At 32.7% G+C, this 18,573-nt stretch carries 15 protein-coding genes; 4 read left to right on the top strand and 11 right to left on the bottom strand.

Annotated elements, in window-relative coordinates; translation table 11 throughout:
- Nucleotides 1–155: 155 nt before the first annotated feature.
- A complete protein-coding gene (locus FC80_RS04185) occupies nucleotides 156–680 on the bottom strand; it encodes a nucleoside 2-deoxyribosyltransferase (protein ID WP_057828878.1) in 525 nt (174 codons plus the stop codon).
- A 91-nt stretch (nucleotides 681–771) separates the two neighbouring features.
- Nucleotides 772–2,037 (bottom strand): MFS transporter, encoded by a 1,266-nt coding sequence (locus FC80_RS04180; RefSeq protein ID WP_157055588.1) that lies wholly within the window; start codon nucleotides 2,035–2,037, stop codon nucleotides 772–774.
- A 206-nt stretch (nucleotides 2,038–2,243) separates the two neighbouring features.
- Here FC80_RS04180 and FC80_RS04175 point away from each other — a divergent pair, with 206 nt between their 5' ends.
- Nucleotides 2,244–3,176 carry a glycosyltransferase family 2 protein gene (locus FC80_RS04175; protein ID WP_057828876.1) on the top strand — a complete coding sequence of 311 codons (933 nt, stop codon included), beginning with the start codon at nucleotides 2,244–2,246 and terminating at the stop codon, nucleotides 3,174–3,176.
- 17 nt (nucleotides 3,177–3,193) lie between these two features.
- On the top strand, nucleotides 3,194–5,812 hold the full coding sequence (locus FC80_RS04170; RefSeq protein ID WP_057828875.1) for a YfhO family protein: 2,619 nt from the start codon (nucleotides 3,194–3,196) through the stop codon (nucleotides 5,810–5,812).
- Between the two features lie 147 nt (nucleotides 5,813–5,959).
- Here FC80_RS04170 and FC80_RS04165 read toward each other — a convergent pair whose 3' ends face one another.
- The 6 genes from FC80_RS04165 to rnz form a co-directional block, all read right to left on the bottom strand.
- Nucleotides 5,960–6,619: a potassium channel family protein gene (locus FC80_RS04165; RefSeq protein ID WP_057829341.1), complete on the bottom strand. Its 660-nt coding sequence runs from the start codon at nucleotides 6,617–6,619 to the stop codon at nucleotides 5,960–5,962.
- Nucleotides 6,620–6,763: 144 nt separating this feature from the next.
- The gene (locus tag FC80_RS04160) at nucleotides 6,764–7,282 is read right to left on the bottom strand and encodes an adenine phosphoribosyltransferase (protein ID WP_057828874.1); all 519 of its coding nucleotides are present in this window, start codon (nucleotides 7,280–7,282) and stop codon (nucleotides 6,764–6,766) included.
- Between the two features lie 18 nt (nucleotides 7,283–7,300).
- On the bottom strand, nucleotides 7,301–9,631 hold the full coding sequence (gene recJ, locus FC80_RS04155) for a single-stranded-DNA-specific exonuclease RecJ (RefSeq protein ID WP_057828873.1): 2,331 nt from the start codon (nucleotides 9,629–9,631) through the stop codon (nucleotides 7,301–7,303).
- A 17-nt stretch (nucleotides 9,632–9,648) separates the two neighbouring features.
- Nucleotides 9,649–9,996 carry a LapA family protein gene (locus tag FC80_RS04150; RefSeq protein WP_057828872.1) on the bottom strand — a complete coding sequence of 116 codons (348 nt, stop codon included), beginning with the start codon at nucleotides 9,994–9,996 and terminating at the stop codon, nucleotides 9,649–9,651.
- A gap of 30 nt (nucleotides 9,997–10,026) precedes the next feature.
- Nucleotides 10,027–10,836 (bottom strand): SDR family NAD(P)-dependent oxidoreductase, encoded by an 810-nt coding sequence (locus FC80_RS04145; protein WP_057828871.1) that lies wholly within the window; start codon nucleotides 10,834–10,836, stop codon nucleotides 10,027–10,029.
- Entirely contained in the window at nucleotides 10,823–11,785 is a 963-nt protein-coding gene (gene rnz / locus FC80_RS04140; RefSeq protein ID WP_057828870.1) for a ribonuclease Z, read from the bottom strand. The genes FC80_RS04145 and rnz overlap by 14 nt, the downstream gene beginning before the upstream one ends.
- A gap of 157 nt (nucleotides 11,786–11,942) precedes the next feature.
- Here rnz and FC80_RS04135 point away from each other — a divergent pair, with 157 nt between their 5' ends.
- Entirely contained in the window at nucleotides 11,943–12,251 is a 309-nt protein-coding gene (locus FC80_RS04135) for a hypothetical protein (RefSeq protein WP_057828869.1), read from the top strand.
- An 82-nt stretch (nucleotides 12,252–12,333) separates the two neighbouring features.
- Here FC80_RS04135 and FC80_RS04130 read toward each other — a convergent pair whose 3' ends face one another.
- A complete protein-coding gene (locus tag FC80_RS04130; RefSeq protein ID WP_057828868.1) occupies nucleotides 12,334–14,226 on the bottom strand; it encodes an acyltransferase family protein in 1,893 nt (630 codons plus the stop codon).
- A 49-nt stretch (nucleotides 14,227–14,275) separates the two neighbouring features.
- Complete coding sequence (gene obgE / locus FC80_RS04125) at nucleotides 14,276–15,592, bottom strand: GTPase ObgE (RefSeq protein ID WP_057828867.1); 1,317 nt, start codon at nucleotides 15,590–15,592, stop codon at nucleotides 14,276–14,278.
- 251 nt (nucleotides 15,593–15,843) lie between these two features.
- Between obgE and FC80_RS04120 the strand changes: the two genes are divergently transcribed.
- Complete coding sequence (locus FC80_RS04120; protein WP_057828866.1) at nucleotides 15,844–16,755, top strand: cation diffusion facilitator family transporter; 912 nt, start codon at nucleotides 15,844–15,846, stop codon at nucleotides 16,753–16,755.
- Nucleotides 16,756–16,759: 4 nt separating this feature from the next.
- Here FC80_RS04120 and uvrC read toward each other — a convergent pair whose 3' ends face one another.
- On the bottom strand, nucleotides 16,760–18,529 hold the full coding sequence (gene uvrC / locus FC80_RS04115; RefSeq protein WP_057828865.1) for an excinuclease ABC subunit UvrC: 1,770 nt from the start codon (nucleotides 18,527–18,529) through the stop codon (nucleotides 16,760–16,762).
- Nucleotides 18,530–18,573 lie beyond the last annotated feature (44 nt).

The raw sequence follows: 18,573 nt of genomic DNA, 5'->3' as shown, positions 1-18,573 counted from the left end.
GTCTCTTTTGTACAAAGACAACAGTTCACCTAATATTGTCTTGACTTACTAAATTAGGAGTTGAATCAACATATAAATTGATTCAACTCCCAACTTGTTTTCCCTAAATAGGCAATCTAATTAAACAGATATTAAGATATTACAATTAAAAAGCTCTAATGTACTTGCCCCGTATAAGTTCCCGCGTGAACATGTCTAAAATCAAATGTGCTTAATTCTGACATCTTAATGACCCGTGTTACACCGTATGCTAGCATCAAATTCAAGTTATCAATGTCATCGTCAGGAACAACCATGACTGACTGTTTTCCAATTCCTTTGGCATAGCCCAACTCAAACGCCCCACCATCATCAGGAAAACTAGGTAAATAAAGCATCAAACATAAATCGGAGCCAATAATTCCTTCGATGTCTGAGTTAAACGTACGTGCTTGCCATTCAACGTCATGTAATAATTCTGGATGATCAGCAACATCAAGCCCTTTATATTGAAAATCAAGTGGGAAATGAGAATATTTTCTTGAAATACTAGGATTTGCTTCAATCGCGGCCAAACCATTCTTTAAGTGTTCACGTTGTGCTTCATTAAACCATGAACATCCAATATAAACCCTCATAGGCGGCACTGGAAAATCAGTGACATCTTCACCCATTGCAAATGCATTATTGAACTGTGTCATCTAAAAACTCCTCATAATAATGTATATTTAAATTATATTAAATTTATTCTATCATACTTTATCAAACAATAAAGAACACAATCCTTTTTTATTAGCCGTTTATTTCCATATCGGTCTCGTTGCTATTAATTTCCTTTGTTCTAAGCAAAAATATTGCACCAAGTATAAATAAAACAACTAAACTGGCTATGCCAAGTTGGGAGTGTCCCGTTAATTGTGTTGTAATTGAAAATAACAATGGACCTATTACAGCTGAAAACTTTCCAAAAATATTATAGAAACCAAAAAATTCGTTTGCTTGATTTTTAGGTATTATTCTAGCAAAATATGAGCGGCTCAAAGCCTGGATTCCGCCTTGTGATGAACCTACTAAAATCCCTAAAATCCAAAAATCTAATACTGTTTTCATAAAAATTGCATAAATACAAATCATCGTATAAACAAAAATTGCAAATAATAATACTTTTTTTGTACCAAACTTCCGTGCCATTTTTCCATAAACTATCGTACAAGGGAATGCTACAACATTCAATACAAGGAGTATCAATAATAAACTGTTTGTACTTACACCCATGTCTACTCCAAAAGCTGTTGACATCGTAATGATTGTATCTACACCATCGATAAAAAAGAAATAGGCAATCATAAAAATTACAACTTGCTTGTAATGTCTTATCTTTTTCATTGTCTTAAAAATTCTATGAATGCTCTCTTTGACTGGATTAGGCACTGGCTGAACTCCAAAATTTTGATGTACATTTTTCAAAAAAGGGAGCGAAAATATAATCCACCAAACGGCTGTGAGTGAAAAAGAAATTCTAATTGCCGTTGTTGAGCTAACCAAATTAAACCCGGAAGTAACTATGAGAATCATGACCACTATAAATAAACTAGCACTACCAATATAACCTATTCCAAATCCATAGGACGAAACCATATCGTTACGGTTATTCTGAGTAATATCTGTTATGAATGCATCGTAAAATAAATTAGCAGCTTGATAACCAAAATGAGACAAAGTATATATAACTAGTAGCCATTGCCACTGTGACGTAGGAACAAAAGTCAATCCCACCGTCATAACCGCACCAATTAGGAACGACCAAGTAAAATATTTCTTCTTGTTGCCCATATAATCTCCCATTGTTCCAAATATTGGAGCTAATATAGAAATTATTAACGTTGAAAAAGAACTAACATACCCCCAGTAAGCAGTTGTATCTTGTTCAGATATCCCTGCATTACCAGCTACATACTTAAAATAAACGGGTAAAACAGCTGTCACAATAATTAAGGAATAAGCGGAATTAGCACAGTCATAAAGCATCCAACTCTTCTCTTCTTTTGTAAATCGCAATAATATCATCCTCTCTTATATCTAATTTAATTCTACAGATATATTTAGACAGATTTGTTTTAAAGAGGTAAACAATTTGTCATTTTTGCGTAAAGACTTTTATCACAGTTCGTCTTTTTAATTTAAAAAAAGGTTATGCACATTGAGTTATTGATGAGCTAACGTTATAATTAATAAAGCAATCTTAGCCAACGGAGAAATCAATTATGAATAAAAAAATATCCATTATAGTACCTTGTTTTAATGAACAAGAGTCAATTCCATTATTTTATGCAGCAGTTAACAAGCTTACTTCGAAATTACGCGATTATACATTAGACTTTGTTTTTATTGATGATGGCTCTCGAGATAATACCCTCATAGAACTACAAACTTTAAATCGCAAGAATCCTGAAAATGTTCACTTTGTCTCATTTTCAAGAAATTTTGGTAAAGAAGCTGCCTTATATGCTGGCCTCCAAACAGCAACTGGAGATTTAGTAGCTGTTATGGACGTAGATTTACAAGATCCACCAGAGCAATTACCATTGATGTTGTCTGGAATTTTAGATGAAGGTTATGACATCGTTGGAACTCGTCGAATAAATAGAAAAGGTGAACCTGCTATTCGATCGTTTTTCTCAATTATTTTTTATAAACTAATGAGTAAAATTTCAGATGTACCAATGATTCAAGGGGTAAGAGACTATCGCTTAATGACTCGCAAAGTTGTTAATTCTATTCTTGGAATGAGTGAATATAATCGTTTTTCAAAAGGTTTATTTAATTGGATTGGTTTTAAAACTAAGTATTTGGAATATGAAAATCGAGATCGAGTTGCTGGCAATACTTCTTGGTCTTTTTGGAAGCTATTTCGCTATTCAATTGAAGGAATTGTTAATTTCTCAGAAGTTCCCTTGCTCATAGCTTCCTTTGTTGGTTTTTTTACTTTTATATTATCTATTTTATTCATGCTTTTTATCATCATTCGTAAATTACTTTACGGAGATAGTGTTGATGGTTGGGCTTCCTTGGTTACTATTATTGTGGGGCTTGGTGGACTCCAGCTACTTTGTTTAGGCATTGTGGGAAAATATATTGGTAATATTTATTTAGAGGTAAAGCACCGTCCCTTATTTATTATCAAAGAAAAAAAATAGATTCGAAGGACTAGATTATGATTAATATTAAAAAGAAGTCAGCTTTCCCATTAGTTTTAGCTTTTTTCGTACCAATTTTTCTCTTATTAATTATGTATTATCATGCACAAATTTTTCCATTTGGTACAAAATCAATTATTATAGGCGATCTTTCTAACCAATACGTTGCACTTATGGCATACTTTCATAATAATTTTTTCAATCCAAGTAGTTTTTTTTATTCATACAAAATTGCTCTTGGTGGAAATTTTTTTCCTGTATTCACTTACTACCTATCTTCACCCGTTAATTTACTTTCACTTTTATTCCCAGTAAAAGATATTATTTCCTTTTTTACCATAAATCTTTTATTCAACAGCGGTTTAATGAGTTTATCTATGTATTTATTTCTCACAAAATCAAGTTGGATTAACAAAAACATAAATATTCTTCAAAAAAATAATTATTTCATAACCATCGCCTTTAGCACTTCTTTTTCATTATCGCTATTTTACATTAACTATGCACATTGTTTCATGTGGTTTGATGCAATTGCTCTCTTACCAATCGTTGTTTTAGGCTTGGATAGACTTTTCTATAAAAATAAAACCAGCTTATACTGGATTAGTTTTACAGTGTTGCTTTTTACAAATTATTATATTGGTTTTATTACTACCATTTTTTTAGCATTATTAACATTATATTTTGCGTCTCTCTCTTATTTTGAATGTACTAAGAATTTGAAAAGAATAGTCTACACAATGTTTAAAATTTTTGTATATACCGGATTATCGCTGATAACATCATTAGTTATTTTTATTCCTAGTTGGATAGCTCAAAAATCAGTTTATCAGGCTCCTATTACATTTAATTTTTCACCTTTATACAAACCAATAGATGTTTTAGCTACTCTATTCCCTAAAGTTGGTATTACTAATGGTCCTATACTTTACTCCAGTATCCTGGTTCTTTTATTTATTCCAGCATATTTCTTTTTAAAAAATATTACTCAGTCTGAAAAAATAATTACTGGTATCTTTATTTTAGGATTGCTAATTTCTACATGGATAAATACTTTTTACATGGTTTGGCATGCTTTTACAATGCCAAATGGATACCCTAGTAGGGAATCTTTTGTTATTGTTTTTTTCTTTGTTGCAATTGCTTTTAGAAGTTTCAAAAAAAATTTTGGTACTGATTTTTCAGCAATAAATAAAGGATTTTGGATATGTATTTTATTATTATTCTTTTTTAATTACTTTACAACTTACCTTTCAAGCCAATTATCACTTGTAATAATATTATTTCTAATTGTATATTTCCTGAATTCTATTTTAATTTTATATAAGAAAAAAGAGAAAAAAATATTTTCTTCAATAATGTTACTTCTAATAATTTGTTTGGAAATAATTTTTACAAACTATCATACTCTTAAGAATCAATCACTTAATTCAACTGAAACTACAAGTTTTTCTAAAATTGTTACATCGACATCCAGCATTTTTTCTAAAATCTCTAAATCAGACAATAATTTTTATCGTAGTGCAACAACATTTCAAATAAATCCTAATGATCCTTTACTTCTTAACTACAATGGAGTACAAAATTATTTATCTCAGCAGCCTACAAATGAAACCAATTTTTTATCAGCTGCCGGATACTTTCAAAAACATTCCTGGATTCGTTGGAGTACTTATAATAATGGTTCCACTTTACCTATGGATAGTTTGCTTGGTATTAAGTACGTTATTAGTAATACCAGTTCTTCGTTTAGCAACTACATTAATAAAACACATAGCATTAGTTCCTTTAATACTACTTCACCAAATTATCTAAATAATATTTCATTCAAAAAAAATAATTTCACTGTTTTCAAAAATACTTCAGCATTCCCTATAGCCTTTAAAACTACCAAGGCTGTTACGGGCTTAAAGTTTAGTTATTCATCCGAGTCAAATCCATTTACCATACAAAATAGAATATTCAAAACTTTATCACCTAATAATAAAAACGTGTTTATAAAACAACTTGTGAGTGAACAACAACAAAAAGATAAAGTTATTCTTAATATTACTTCTTCCAGAACTGGTAATGTTTATCTGTATATACCTTCAAATATGGATAATAATCCGGTAAATAGTATTAATATTTCAGTCAATCATAAATTTGTTACCACAGCATTTGGGAAATATTTATATGGAGAAAATGGGATTATTAGCTTAGGAAATTTCAAAAAAAATTCAAGTATTTCTGTTATAATTTCAGGGAAAAATGTCAATTCTCAGTTTTCGACAACACCTTTTATTTCCATTGAGAATCAGCATGTTTTTGAAAAAATAAGAGATTATTCTGTAAAGAACAGCCATATTAAAAATTTAAAAGTTAACAATACTAATATTATTTTAAACACCACCACATATTCTAAAAAAAATACCATCACTTTAACCGTTCCTTATAGTAAAGGCTGGAGAGCTTCCGTAGATGGAAAAACTACAAAAATCCATAAGTCATTAGGTGATCTGATGTCATTGAACGTAAAAAAAGGTAATCATACGATTAGGCTAAACTATTCAGTTCCTGGCTTGTCACTAAGTTTAATAATTTCAATACTTTCCCTTTTATTTTTATTGATTCTAACATGCATAATAAAATTTTAAAAACCAAAAAATCAAACTTCAAAAGTTAGGAATCTCACATTTGAAGTTTGATTTTTTTCTCAAAACAACTTAACCCTTGATAATTAACTTGTTTTATCTATAAGACAGTCCATGATTTTTATCATAATTCAAAAGATAGCGACTTTATCAATCCATCAAGTTATTAAAAAAATCAACATCTTTTTGATACCCTACAACTAGTAGACTATCTCCCAAAATAAGAGCATCACTTGGTGCAGGTGAAATATCAATTTTTTTCTCATGCCTAATTGCTATAACATTCAAAGCGTATTTCTTTCTGAACTCTAACGATGCCAATGACGCACCAACAAAAGAATTCTTTGTTATTTTTATCTCTGCCACCTTTATATCTGAGGACAAATCAAGATAATCCAACATATTTTTTGATAGAAGATTTTTCCCAATTCGTGTTCCCATATCGCGTTCTGGATGAACAACTTTTGTGGCCCCTAACTTTGTTAAAACTCTTGCATGATATTCATTTTGTGCTTTAGCCGTAACGTACTTAACTCCAAGCTCTTTAACCATCAATGTAACAAGTATACTTGCTTGAATATCTTCACCTATTGCAATCACCACATGATCAAAGTTACGAATACCTATCGCTTTAAGTGTACTTTCATCTTGAGCATCTGCGATAATAGCTTGCGTTGCAACATCCTTAAAAACATTGATTCTTGATTCATCCTTATCAATCACTAAAACCTCAGCTCCAGCATCTATCAAAGTCTGGCAAACACTCGATCCAAACCTTCCTAAACCAATTACTGCAAAAGTTTGCTTAATCATAATTTACTACTATCTCCTTAGACTATTAAAATTTTACTAAAAACACTCTTATATACGATTAAAAATTTTAAACAAAAAAGCCAGATCAATTATTTTGACCTAACTCTTCTCTTAACTTCTAATATCTTGACTTACTTATTATTAATAGTTCATCAAACTTAAAATATCATAATCCTTAATTTTGTTTCGTCCCTTTAGTGCATCAAGCTCAATAATAAAAGCACAGCCTACAACGATACCTCCAAGCTGCTCTACTAAATCAATTGTTGCTCCAATAGTACCACCTGTTGCCAATAAATCATCTGTAACTAATACGCGTTGGCCTGGTTTAACTGCATCTTTATGCATATAGAGTGCAGAAGTTCCATATTCCAATTCATACTTTGCTTCAATAGTTTCACGAGGCAATTTCCCCTTTTTTCTAGCAGGTGCGAAACCCACACCTAATTCATACGCAACCGGACATCCTATAATAAATCCACGGGCTTCGGGTCCGACAATCATTTCAACTTTCTTGTCATGGGCGAATTGGACAATTTGCTCCGTAGCTTGTTTATAAGCATCCCCATCAGCCATTAAAGGTGAAATATCTCTAAATACTATACCTTTTTCTGGATAGTCCGGAATACTTGCAATATACCTCGTTAAATCTAATGCCATCTTTAAACGCTCCTTTAATTAAACTCTCATAAGCTTCAAAATTATTTTTTCAAACTCATCAGTTTTACACATCAATAAAGTTTTTTCCACTTCTAGCAATCGTTGTCTATCACGATAACTCGAAGTATCTTCCAAATTTATTACCTTTGTAGCAGCAAGTCCTGTCATCAATCCATTATCTATTCTAACAAATCCAACTTCAAAAAACACCTTTAAAATAAAAATTAGTAAATCCTTTTTTATTTTTAGGTAGGTAGCCAATCTATTTAAGTCTTTTTTTAAGTTTATATTTTTATGTCCTACTACAAATCGATAAACACATATGAAATCTTGTCTTGTAGGCATTCCAGACTGCAAAACCGATTCGTATGGATATAAAACAGTGGTTAGCTCTTCAAAACTTATTCCATTCAATAAACTACCAAAATCCTCGATAGTATTTGGACAATCGATTATAACCAAGTTTTTCACTTTTTTCTTATGACTCAAATTCTTTAGCCCAACAATTACTTCTAGATCATCATCAAATAAATTAGCAATTTTCTGATAGATGTCTTGGTTGAAAAAGAAAAGAACACCATTTTTTTTTAACAAATTGGTAGTCAATTTGTTTTTTCTTAAATCTATTAATTTAAATTTTGCATTTTTTTCAACAGGTATATAATAATCCTTGATCATTATTTGTGGTTTTAATTGTCCATTCCAAAAATTTGTGGTCAAATTACCAACAAATCGGATATTATGAGCACCATCTACCAACTTCTGTCCATTTTCACCAATAAAAAAAGCAATTGCATCGGCAGCACTTTTTTCCCCTTTTATAGTCATCTTTAAATGGCTTTTGCTTTTCCCCATTAAAAATGGTTTTAATACTTCATAATTTTTAAAGGAAAATATAGGCTTAGGATTGCCAACCCCAAATGGAGCAAGTTGATTAACTTCATTAATTAGGTTTGGGCTCACCATATCAATATCTAAAATCCGGTCAATATACAGTATTTCTTTTTTATGTAGATTCAAATTTTGCTTTCTTGCTTCACTATCCAGTGCCATTTGAAACTTTTCTAGATTATTTACATCGATCGTTAAACCACAGGCCATATGATGCCCACCAAAGCTATCCAATAGTTCCCTATGCGCATCAATTGCATCAAAAAGCTGAAAAGCCTCAATAGATCTTCCGGAACCCTTTAATTTATTTCCTTCTTTTGTAAAGCTCAACACTATAGATGGTCTTCCGGTTTCTTCAACTAAGTGACTTGCTACAATTCCGAGAACTCCTTCATGCCAATCCTTGCCAACAACAAGATTTATTGAGTGCCCCGCAGCAGAAGTAGTTAAAACTTCGCTTGCTTCTTTAGTTATTTTTTCAACAAGCTCTTTTCGCCTATTGTTTAAATCTTCAACCTGGCTTGCAATTTGCTTTGCCCTTGTTTCATCAGTGGTTGTTAGCAATTCAACTCCACTTTGGGCATTTTGAATTCTTCCTAATGAATTTAGTCTTGGTGCGAGAACAAAACCAATTGTTTCTTCATTAACCTCAGATAATTTTACTTTGGCATTATTTAATAATGCAATTAATCCTGGCCGACTTGTTTGCTGAAGTGCCAAAATTCCAAATTTTACTAAAGCTCGATTTTCTCCAAGAATTGGCATTAGATCAGCAATAGTTCCAATTGCAACCAGATCCAGCAACTCTTGTGGAATATCCTCAAGTAACGCTGAGGCTACTTTGAAAGCAACCCCTACTCCAGTTAAGTTTGGGCACAAATATTTTTTTTCAGGGTGTCTTGGATGAACAATTGCAACGGCATTAGGTAACTTTTCTGGGAGTTCATGGTGATCCGTAATTACAACATCTACACCCTGCTTTTTTGCATACTCAACTTCTTCATAACCACTAACACCATTATCTACAGTAACAATTAATTTAGTTCCCTGCTCAATTAAATCACGATAAACATTCATATTGGGCCCATAGCCATCACTAAAGCGATTCGGTATATAATAATCAACGTTAGCACCTAATTCTTCAAGTGTCTCATACATCAAAGCTGTGCTTGTTATGCCATCAGCATCGTAATCACCATAAACCGTAATTTTTTCATCGTTAATTATTGCATCTTGAATTCGCTCTATTGCTTTTTGCATATCATGCATCAAATACGAATCATGAATACTATTTTCAGTTGGCAGTAAAAATTCCCTAATTTCATCAAAATCAGTATGTTGTCTCTTAACCAACAGTTCTGCTAATAGCTTTGAAATCCCCATTTTTTCTTGTATTTCACGTTCCAAATCACTTACCGATGCAGAATCATATTTCCAATCATAACGTGCCTCAAACAAGAAAAATCAACTCCTACTTAATTTCCATTCAAATTATTAGTCCTACTATCATTTATCTTTCGTTGATATTCAGACTTTATTTTAATTAATTTTTCCTGATATTCTTCCTCTAATTTTGCTTTTTTATGTTTTTCATCATCTTTTTGCTTCCTTAATTCTTTTTTTAGACCCATAATCGTCATTGTTGATAATAAAGCAGCAACCAATGCCCCCAAAATTAAAGAAACCACTAGGACTAAAACAAGTGGTAAACTAAATTTACCAAAAATAAAATTCAATTCAACTTCCTGTGTATTTAATAGCGCAAAAATGACAACAACAAGTGCTATTAGAAGCGCCAAAATCATTCTCCATTGATTTTTCACTTGAATCTCCCCCTTTTAAAATTTTATAGCTCATTTCTTGTCAAAAAAATCACCCGCTACATAATCACCTATATGTGGGAACAAGGTATAAAGTTTGTGCGCAATTTCAAATACAAATGGTACTGTTAATTCTCTTTTGTTTGTCCCTATTGTATCGACAACTTTTTTTGCAATTTTTTCTGGTGATTGAACAAAAAAGCGTACTTTATCTAGGTACTCCCCGGTTTTATCTGCAATATTAAAAAATTCTGTATTAACTGGTCCTGGATTTACAGTTAAAACTGAAATTCCCAAAGGCTTTAATTCCAACCTTAGCCCGTTCGAATATCCTAATACAGCAAATTTTGTAGCCGAATATACTGCTGACTTAGGTGTAGCAATTTTCCCGGCTACTGATGCCACATTTATGATTGCACCCCTCTTTCTTGCTGCCATCTTAAGTGCAGTATACTTCGAAAGATACATTAAACCTAACACATTGACTCTAAACATTTTTTCTACAGTTTTCATTTCAAAATCTAAAACATCTTCCATTAATCCAAAGCCAGCATTGTTCACGAGAACATCAATTGGTCCCAAATCATTTTCAACTTCTTCAACAAGCTTCTCAATTTGCTCAGGACTTTCTACGTCTAGTTGTTTAGCAATCGAAATCTTTCCAGACAGTTTTTGACATTTTTTTGTTACCTCTTCAAGTCTATCTAATCTTCTAGCACTTGCTACCACGATTGCACCTTTTTTTGCTAACTCATAAGATATTTGTTCACCCATACCAGATGATGCACCAGTAACTACAACAATGCGATTACGTAAATCTTTAAGCTGCTTATAATTTTTCATACTTTCCCTCCTCTTTGTGAGAAAACAAAACTACATACGTATCGAAATCATTTGCTAAAGCTGTATTTTTAAAAACATTACGCGCGTCTTTTTCAAGTTGTGTTGCTTTTTGTCCTAGATATCTCGCAGAAATATGTGTTAGATAAAGTCTCTTAACCCCAGCATCTCTTGCAACCTTTGCTGCTTGAATATTCGTTGAATGGTGATAATTAACTGCAAGCTGTGCCTCATCTTTTCCGAAAGTACTTTCATGAATAAGAACATCTGCATTTTTGGCAAGCCCCATAATCGATTCGGTTTGCCTCGTGTCTCCTAAGATGGTAACAATACGCCCCTTCTTTTTTTCTCCCAAATAATCCTTGCCATCAATTATACGCCCATCTGCTAATTTGACTTTCTCACCAGCTTTTAGCTTACCATACAAAGGTCCCTCTGGTACCTGATCTTTCTTTAATTTTTCAACCTGAAGCTCTCCTGTATAGTCTTTTTCCACAATACGGTATCCAAAACATTCAATTCGATGATCTAGTCTATCAACATAAACTTTAAAACGTTCTTCATCAAAAAGTAATCCAGTCTTTTCAATTTCAATATATTTTATTTTATAGGTTAGTTTGGATTGTGATATCCGCAAACTCATCTGTACAAAATCTTTAATTCCCTTTGGCCCATAGATATTCAACGTCTCTGCTTGCTGTGCTCCCTGAAAAGAACGACTGCTTAAAAAACCAGGAAGTCCAAAAAGGTGATCACCATGGAGATGCGTTATAAAAATTCTAGTTATTTTTCTTGGTTTTATTGATGTTCTTAAAATTTGATGTTGTGTTCCTTCTCCTACATCAAAAAGCCAAACCTCGTTGATTTCTTCCAAAAGTTTTAATGCTATACTTGTTACGTTACGTGATTTTGCAGGCGATCCTGCTCCTGTACCTAAAAATTCAATTTCCATATATATATTTCCTATCTATCAAACCACAAAAGGGCCTAAAATTAATAATATCTTATACTATTTTAACATCAAAATAAAAAGTTTCACTATGTTTAATTACAATTTATAATTAACTACCCAATCACATTACCTATTTATCAAAAAGAAAGGAACGCTCATGCAGCTAAATGATTTCATTACACTTACATTTGATCTTGATTTAAACTACGAATTATTTTTCGAATTAAACACCCTTTTCATCCCAATCGTTAATTTTTCAGTAGATGATCAAGCATTTGTGTTACACGCAATTTTAGCTAATAAAAAAGCTTTACCATTAAGAAAATTCTCAATTGAAACAAGCAAAGTTAACAAAATGAACAGGGACATTTTAATTAATTACAATAATAAAATTTTTAAAGTCTTTGGATATCGAATAAACTATAACAGATTAGTCATAAAAGGCATGCCAAAAATTGATTACTGATTTGACACGAAAAAAGGCCGAGAATCTTTCTCCGTCTTTAATTACTGCAGAAATCCTATGATTGTTACAGACCCTTAATTTGTTACTTGCCTTCTAGTATTTGTTTGGCAATAAAATTTCCATAATAAGTTAAGCCATATTCATTTGGATGAACATTATCATCGTAAAACCAACTTGAATGATTGTTACTATAATCGTACCAATCAATCACTCTTAAATTAGGGTAAGATTTTGTAGCATTATTCAAAGCGGTATTAACTTGATTTTGCCAACTTCTTGTTGGTACATGTGTATTTATCCAATACACTCTACGATTGCCAATTGCACCCATAATTTGGTGTAATTCCTCATCTGAGAATGGTCCATTCGTTCCTAAACTAAGCAAAACCGTATTATCTAATTGACCTTTTTGTGCAAGTGAGTTCAAAATACCAATCGCATCTCTTGGCTGTCTTCCAACTTTTGCGTCAATATACATCTTAGGAAAAATTGACTGTAACTTTACAGAACCATCAGCCAAGACAGAATCCCCAATGGCAGTAATTTGCATGTTCATTGCGTCTTGTTGTTGTTGAGCTGTTAAATCATCAGGCTGGGAACTCGATTGCGTTGACTTTACAGAACTTGATGAACTGTTACTTTCTGCCAAAGAAGTATCTTTTTGATCACTATTTTTCTTTAATTTTTTATTATCTTCGGCAACCTTTTTTTGATTATTATTAATAGCTTTTTCAAGTTCCTGAGCACTTTGATTACTCTGAACTTTTGGTTCGAAAACCGCCCCTATTAATGTCAAACAAATTAAAATTGCAGCTCCAACAATCCATAATCTATGCCACCCATAGCGTGAATTTTTTTGAAAGAATTCAGCGACCACTTTCCTAGTCTTTCTATAATCGAAATGCTGTAATGGCAACTCAATATATGTATACGAAAGATGACTAATGATTACTATTAAAGTAATTTCTATTAGCGCATTTATCCAAGGATGTGCAGCAATATTTTGAATATGAGCTTCATAAAAAATCATTACCGGATACTGATAAAGATATATACCATAACTTCGCTTTCCTAACCATGAAAAAACCGGGTTTGTTAACAGCTTATTCATATCAGCTCCAGGATGTGCAACCGTCGCTATTAGAATCATCGAAATTAGAGAAAAGAAAAACATCCCGCCATGATAAGTTAAATCACTTTCACCCGACATTGAAAAAAACATCCAAATAATTGTCAACAAACTAAGCAAGCCAATTACATCTAAAATAATCCTTGATGTATTAACTATCTTGGCTTTTAACAACGAACTTGGCCAAATAACAGCTAAGCCTGCTCCTAAAAGAATTGAAAACATTCTTGTATCTGTCCCAAAATATATCCTTGAAGGATCTTGTCCTTCTTTAAATAAAAACGCCATCATTAATGCAGAAAAGAACGCCGCAACAAAAATGATATCAAAAATCGGTTGCTTTTTTCTAATAACAACCCAAAGAACGGTTAATATAATTGGCCAAAACAAATAGAACTGACCTTCAATCGATAATGACCAAAGATGGGTAAATGGTGATTGTACTCCAAAACGATCAAAATACGATTGTCCTTGCTTAACTTGTACCCAATTGTAAACATAAAATAAATTGCTAATTATTACATTTCTAAGTCCTAACAGTAAGCTTCTCTGAAAAAGAGTTATATACGCACTGGTTGCAACAATCATTGTAACTAGACCTGGATATAATCTTTTTACTCTCTTTTTATAAAATAAAAGGATATCCACCTTACCGTTTTTCTTTATTTCTGTATTCAAAATATCTGTAATTAAATACCCTGACAAAACGAAAAAAATAGGCACCCCTAAAAATCCACCTTGAACATCATAAGGAACAAGATGATATAAAATTACTCCAATAACAGCAAGGGTCCTAATTCCATCAAAACCTGTAATATAACGTTTTTTCTTACTTACTACATTCATTTATTTCAACCCCAAAAACACAACATGTCCTTTTTAACCCATCGCCAATTTACTCAACAAACTCAAACGTAAATTTATCAATTCTAACCAAATCGCCTTGTTTTGCACCTTTTGCTCTCAATGCTTCATCCACACCCATGCCTCGTAATTGACGAGCAAAACGCATTATACTTTCATCATGTTCAAAATTAGTCATTTTAAACAATTTATCCAATTCCCCACCGCTCAATATCCAAGTAGCATCAGAGTCTCTTGTAATTTCAAAAGGATACTGCATGCTTTCATCATATTTATAAAGCATTTCTCCTTTGAGTTGTTCTTGTCTTTTTCTGTCTGACAAGGTTGGAAATACCGGAGTTTTTTCAAGTAAATCAACAGTTTTTGATAATAATTCCTTTATTCCTGTATGTGTCACAGAAGAAATTTCCACAATTTCTGGAGTAGTTTTTAACATTTTATCTTGTTTAACTTTCGCTATAAAATCAGATAAATTTTCTTTTGCATTAGGTAAATCCATCTTGCTCGCTACAACTATTTGCGGACGTTGCAGTAAGGTTTCATCATAAGAAAGTAATTCTTGATTAATTTTAACAAAGTCCTCATATGGACTCCTACCGTCCAATCCACTCAAATCAACTAAATGTAAAATTACTCTGGTACGTTCAATATGTCTCAAAAATTGAATACCTAAGCCTACACCTTGAGAAGCACCTTCAATTAAACCAGGTAAATCTGCCATTACAAAGTCTCGCCCATCTTCAAGTCTTACCATCCCCAAGTTAGGTACAAGGGTTGTAAAATGGTAGGCTGCTATCTTTGGCTTTGCACTTGTAACTGTTGAAAGAAGTGTTGATTTACCAACTGAAGGAAAACCAACCAACCCAACATCTGCCAAAACTTTTAATTCTAACTGTAAAACGCGTTCAATTCCTGGTTCACCATTTTCTGCTATTTCAGGTGCTGGATTTTTTGCACTAGCAAAATGAATGTTTCCACGGCCACCACGACCACCTTTTGCCACAACCAACTCATCACCGTTATGCAATAAGTCACCTAGAATCTCACCTGTTTCGGCATCGGTCACAGTTGTTCCTTCAGGTACTGCAACATAAGAGTTACTTGCCCCGCGGCCATACATTCCCTTGTTCATTCCTTTTTCGCCATTTTTTGCTTTAAAATGACGATGATATCGAAAATCCATTAAAGTGCGCAAGCCTTCATCAACTTTCAAAATCACACTTCCACCTTTGCCACCATCACCACCGGCTGGTCCACCATTTGGAACAAATTTTTCACGACGAAATGCTACCATTCCATCTCCACCATTTCCGGCTTTTACATTAATTTTAACTTGATCGACAAACATTTTTCGTTCACCTTTCTTCCTACACTTATTATTGATTATTTACTTTTCTATTAATTTGTGAGCTAATAAAGAAAAAATGAACTTATCCATCGTTACCCTAAAAACTACCACCGCCAACTATAACAGTTTTTAGAATTAAGGTCAAAGATACATTAATTCATTTTTCACCTAACTCCTATACAGAACCCACAAGTTCATTATAAAATATACTATAGTTTCGCTATTCTATCGATTGGGAGGAATACTTATAGATGCAACAAAGATATAAAAATCTCAAAATTGCGCAAAAAGGAGTTTTAGTGAGCCTTTGTGCATATATACTACTTTCATTACTAAAAGTCATTATTGGACAGCTTAGCCACTCAGAAACATTACTAGCCGATGGTTCTAATAACGTTACAGATATATTCTCATCTTGCGCAATCATGGTTGGTCTAAGAATGGCTACCCGTCCACCAGACGAACATCATCAATATGGCCATTGGAAGGCAGAAACAATTGCTACTTTCCTAACTTCTTTAATCATGCTCCTTGTTGGATTAAGTGTTCTTTATACTTCAATTAAAGGAATTTTATCAGGACATCATCAAACTCCAGACATTTATGCTCTATTTGTAGGTATTTTTAGTGGCATACTAATGTATGGTGTTTATTTCCACAATGCACATCAAGCAAAAAAAATAAAATCCGAATCCCTTCTTGCTATCGCAAAAGATTGTCGTAGTGATGCCTGGACAAGCTTTGGGACTTCAATAACCATCTTTGCTGCAAATTTTGATATGCCTTGGATTGATGGTGTTGTTGCATTTTTAATTGGTCTTTTAATTTTAAAAACTGCCTACGACATCTTTTCAGCCAGTGCTTTTTCCTTATCTGATGGTTTTGATGATGATCTTCTCGAAAAATATACAAATGAAGTCGAGTTAATTTCTGGTGTTGAATTAGTCCACAACATTCAAGGTCGTTCATACGGTGCTAACATTTTTGTTGACATTATTATCTGGGTAGATCCGCAAATGACGGTAAGAAAAAGTCATCATATTACAGAAAAAATTGAGAGCCTTTTGCAACGTAAATATGGTGTTTTCGACACTGATGTTCACGTTGAACCATGGGACGTTGACTATGAACCACAACAACCCAATGAACTGAACAGTCATTAATTATTTATTTCAAGCTTAATTTGAGTGTTTGTGCGACTTTTTTAGAAATTCCTAGCGCTTGAATATCTTCAATTGATGCATCTGAAATTTTCTTCATCGAACCAAATTTACGTAAAAGCTTGATGCGCGATTTTGGGCCAATTCCTGGAATTAAATCCAACCGCGAAGATAACGAATTTTTTGAATGAGTCTGTCGATGGAATGTTATCGCAAATCTATGCACCTCATCTTGTATCCTTTGAACTAGATAGAAACCTTCACTTTTTGGATTTAACATTACTTTTTGATACTGTGTATTCATTAAATCAGCAGTCTTATGATGGTTGTCCTTAACCATTCCTGCTACAGGGATATCTAAATTCAACTCATTTTGTAACACATCTTGAGCTGCTTCTATTTGAATTTCTGCGCCATCCATTAAAATCAAATCAGGTAGCTTACTATGTTCTTTCAAAAGCCTTGTATATCTTCTACGAATAACTTCTTTTGTACTTGCTGTTTCATCTGCATGCGTCACTGTTTTCAACTTATACTTTCGATACTGATTTTTTTGCGGTTTTCCATCTATAAAAGATACCATGGCAGAAACAACGTCAGTTCCTTGAATATGAGAATGGTCAAAAGCTTCAATTCTGTGTCCCTCTGGAAGATTTAATGATTCCATTAATTCACTCATTGCACCTGTAGTTTTACGATCATCTAACTCTAATAATCTAAATTTTTCTTCAAGTACTAATCTTGCATTTTTTTGTGCTAGTTCCATTAAATTTTTCTTAGTTCCCCTAATTGGTTTTTTAACAGGAACTTGTAGAATTTCTTCAAGTACGTCTCGACTAATCCCTTCAGGCACCAAAACCTCCTTTGGTAAAATTCGATTCTTTTGATTATAAAATTGTAAAATATATGACTCGAGTTCAGTATTTGGTGTATCGATACATGGAAATAGTCGTTTTTCTCTCTTAATTAGCCGAGCTTGCCTTATAAAAAAAACCTGAATAGAAATCCAACCCTTGTCCATGAAAAAGTTGAAAAGGTCCCTTGGTGTATTATCATTAGAAATTATTTTTTGCTTTTCAACAGTAACCTCAATGTAATGTATCTGATCTCGTAATTCAGCAGCTCTTTCAAATTCAAGTTTTTCAGATGCCTTTACCATTTTTTTCCCCAAACTTTTTTTTATTTCACCCACATTTCCATTTAGAAAATTTTTTATTTTTTTTATTTGCTTCTCATATTCATTTTGGCTAACCTCCTTAAAACATGCACCCAAACATTGCCCCATATGATAATACAAACATGGTCGTTTTTGATACCCGTTACATCTTCTAAGTGGATATGTCTTCTGAAGTAAATGCATTGTTTCACTTGCAGCATATACATTAGGATATGGTCCGAAATAGTATGCCCCATCTTTTTTTACCTGACTTACAATTTTTAGAGTTGGATCTTTTTCATTTGTAATTTTTATATACGGATATCCAGTTCCTCTTTTTAGCTTAATATTGTAATAGGGTTTATGCTTTTGAATTAAAGTTATTTCTAAAAGAAAAGCTTCTTTGTCTGTCGAAGTAATAATCGTCTCAAAATCTTTAATTTCCTCAACTAACTTTGCTGTTTTTCCTTCATGCGCACTTTTAAAATAAGAACGCACCCTATTTTTCAAATTTTTGGCTTTCCCAACGTAAATGATTTTACTATTAATATCTTTCATCAAATAACAACCTGGCAAATCAGGCAATAACTTGAGCTTATTTTCAATGTGTTGTATTGCCATTTATTTACACCTCCAAATTGCTATATCTACTCTCTGCTTCTATT

This window comes from Liquorilactobacillus cacaonum DSM 21116, from assembly GCF_001436735.1.
Taxonomy (GTDB): domain Bacteria; phylum Bacillota; class Bacilli; order Lactobacillales; family Lactobacillaceae; genus Liquorilactobacillus; species Liquorilactobacillus cacaonum.
The sequence above is the reverse complement of the archived record's forward strand: the minus strand, read 5'-3'. Positions and strand labels throughout refer to the sequence as shown.

Bases quoted from the DNA above. Each gene is read 5' to 3' on its own strand.
- FC80_RS04185 (WP_057828878.1), bottom strand. From the start codon at position 680: ATGACACAGTTCAATAATGCATTTGCAATGGGTGAAGATGTCACTGAT.
- FC80_RS04175 (WP_057828876.1), top strand. From the start codon at position 2,244: ATGAATAAAAAAATATCCATTATAGTACCTTGTTTTAATGAACAAGAG.
- FC80_RS04170 (WP_057828875.1), top strand. From the start codon at position 3,194: ATGATTAATATTAAAAAGAAGTCAGCTTTCCCATTAGTTTTAGCTTTT.
- FC80_RS04160 (WP_057828874.1), bottom strand. From the start codon at position 7,282: ATGGCATTAGATTTAACGAGGTATATTGCAAGTATTCCGGACTATCCA.
- FC80_RS04145 (WP_057828871.1), bottom strand. From the start codon at position 10,836: ATGAAAAATTATAAGCAGCTTAAAGATTTACGTAATCGCATTGTTGTA.
- rnz (WP_057828870.1), bottom strand. From the start codon at position 11,785: ATGGAAATTGAATTTTTAGGTACAGGAGCAGGATCGCCTGCAAAATCA.
- FC80_RS04135 (WP_057828869.1), top strand. From the start codon at position 11,943: ATGCAGCTAAATGATTTCATTACACTTACATTTGATCTTGATTTAAAC.
- FC80_RS04130 (WP_057828868.1), bottom strand. From the start codon at position 14,226: ATGAATGTAGTAAGTAAGAAAAAACGTTATATTACAGGTTTTGATGGA.
- obgE (WP_057828867.1), bottom strand. From the start codon at position 15,592: ATGTTTGTCGATCAAGTTAAAATTAATGTAAAAGCCGGAAATGGTGGA.
- FC80_RS04120 (WP_057828866.1), top strand. From the start codon at position 15,844: ATGCAACAAAGATATAAAAATCTCAAAATTGCGCAAAAAGGAGTTTTA.
- uvrC (WP_057828865.1), bottom strand. From the start codon at position 18,529: ATGGCAATACAACACATTGAAAATAAGCTCAAGTTATTGCCTGATTTG.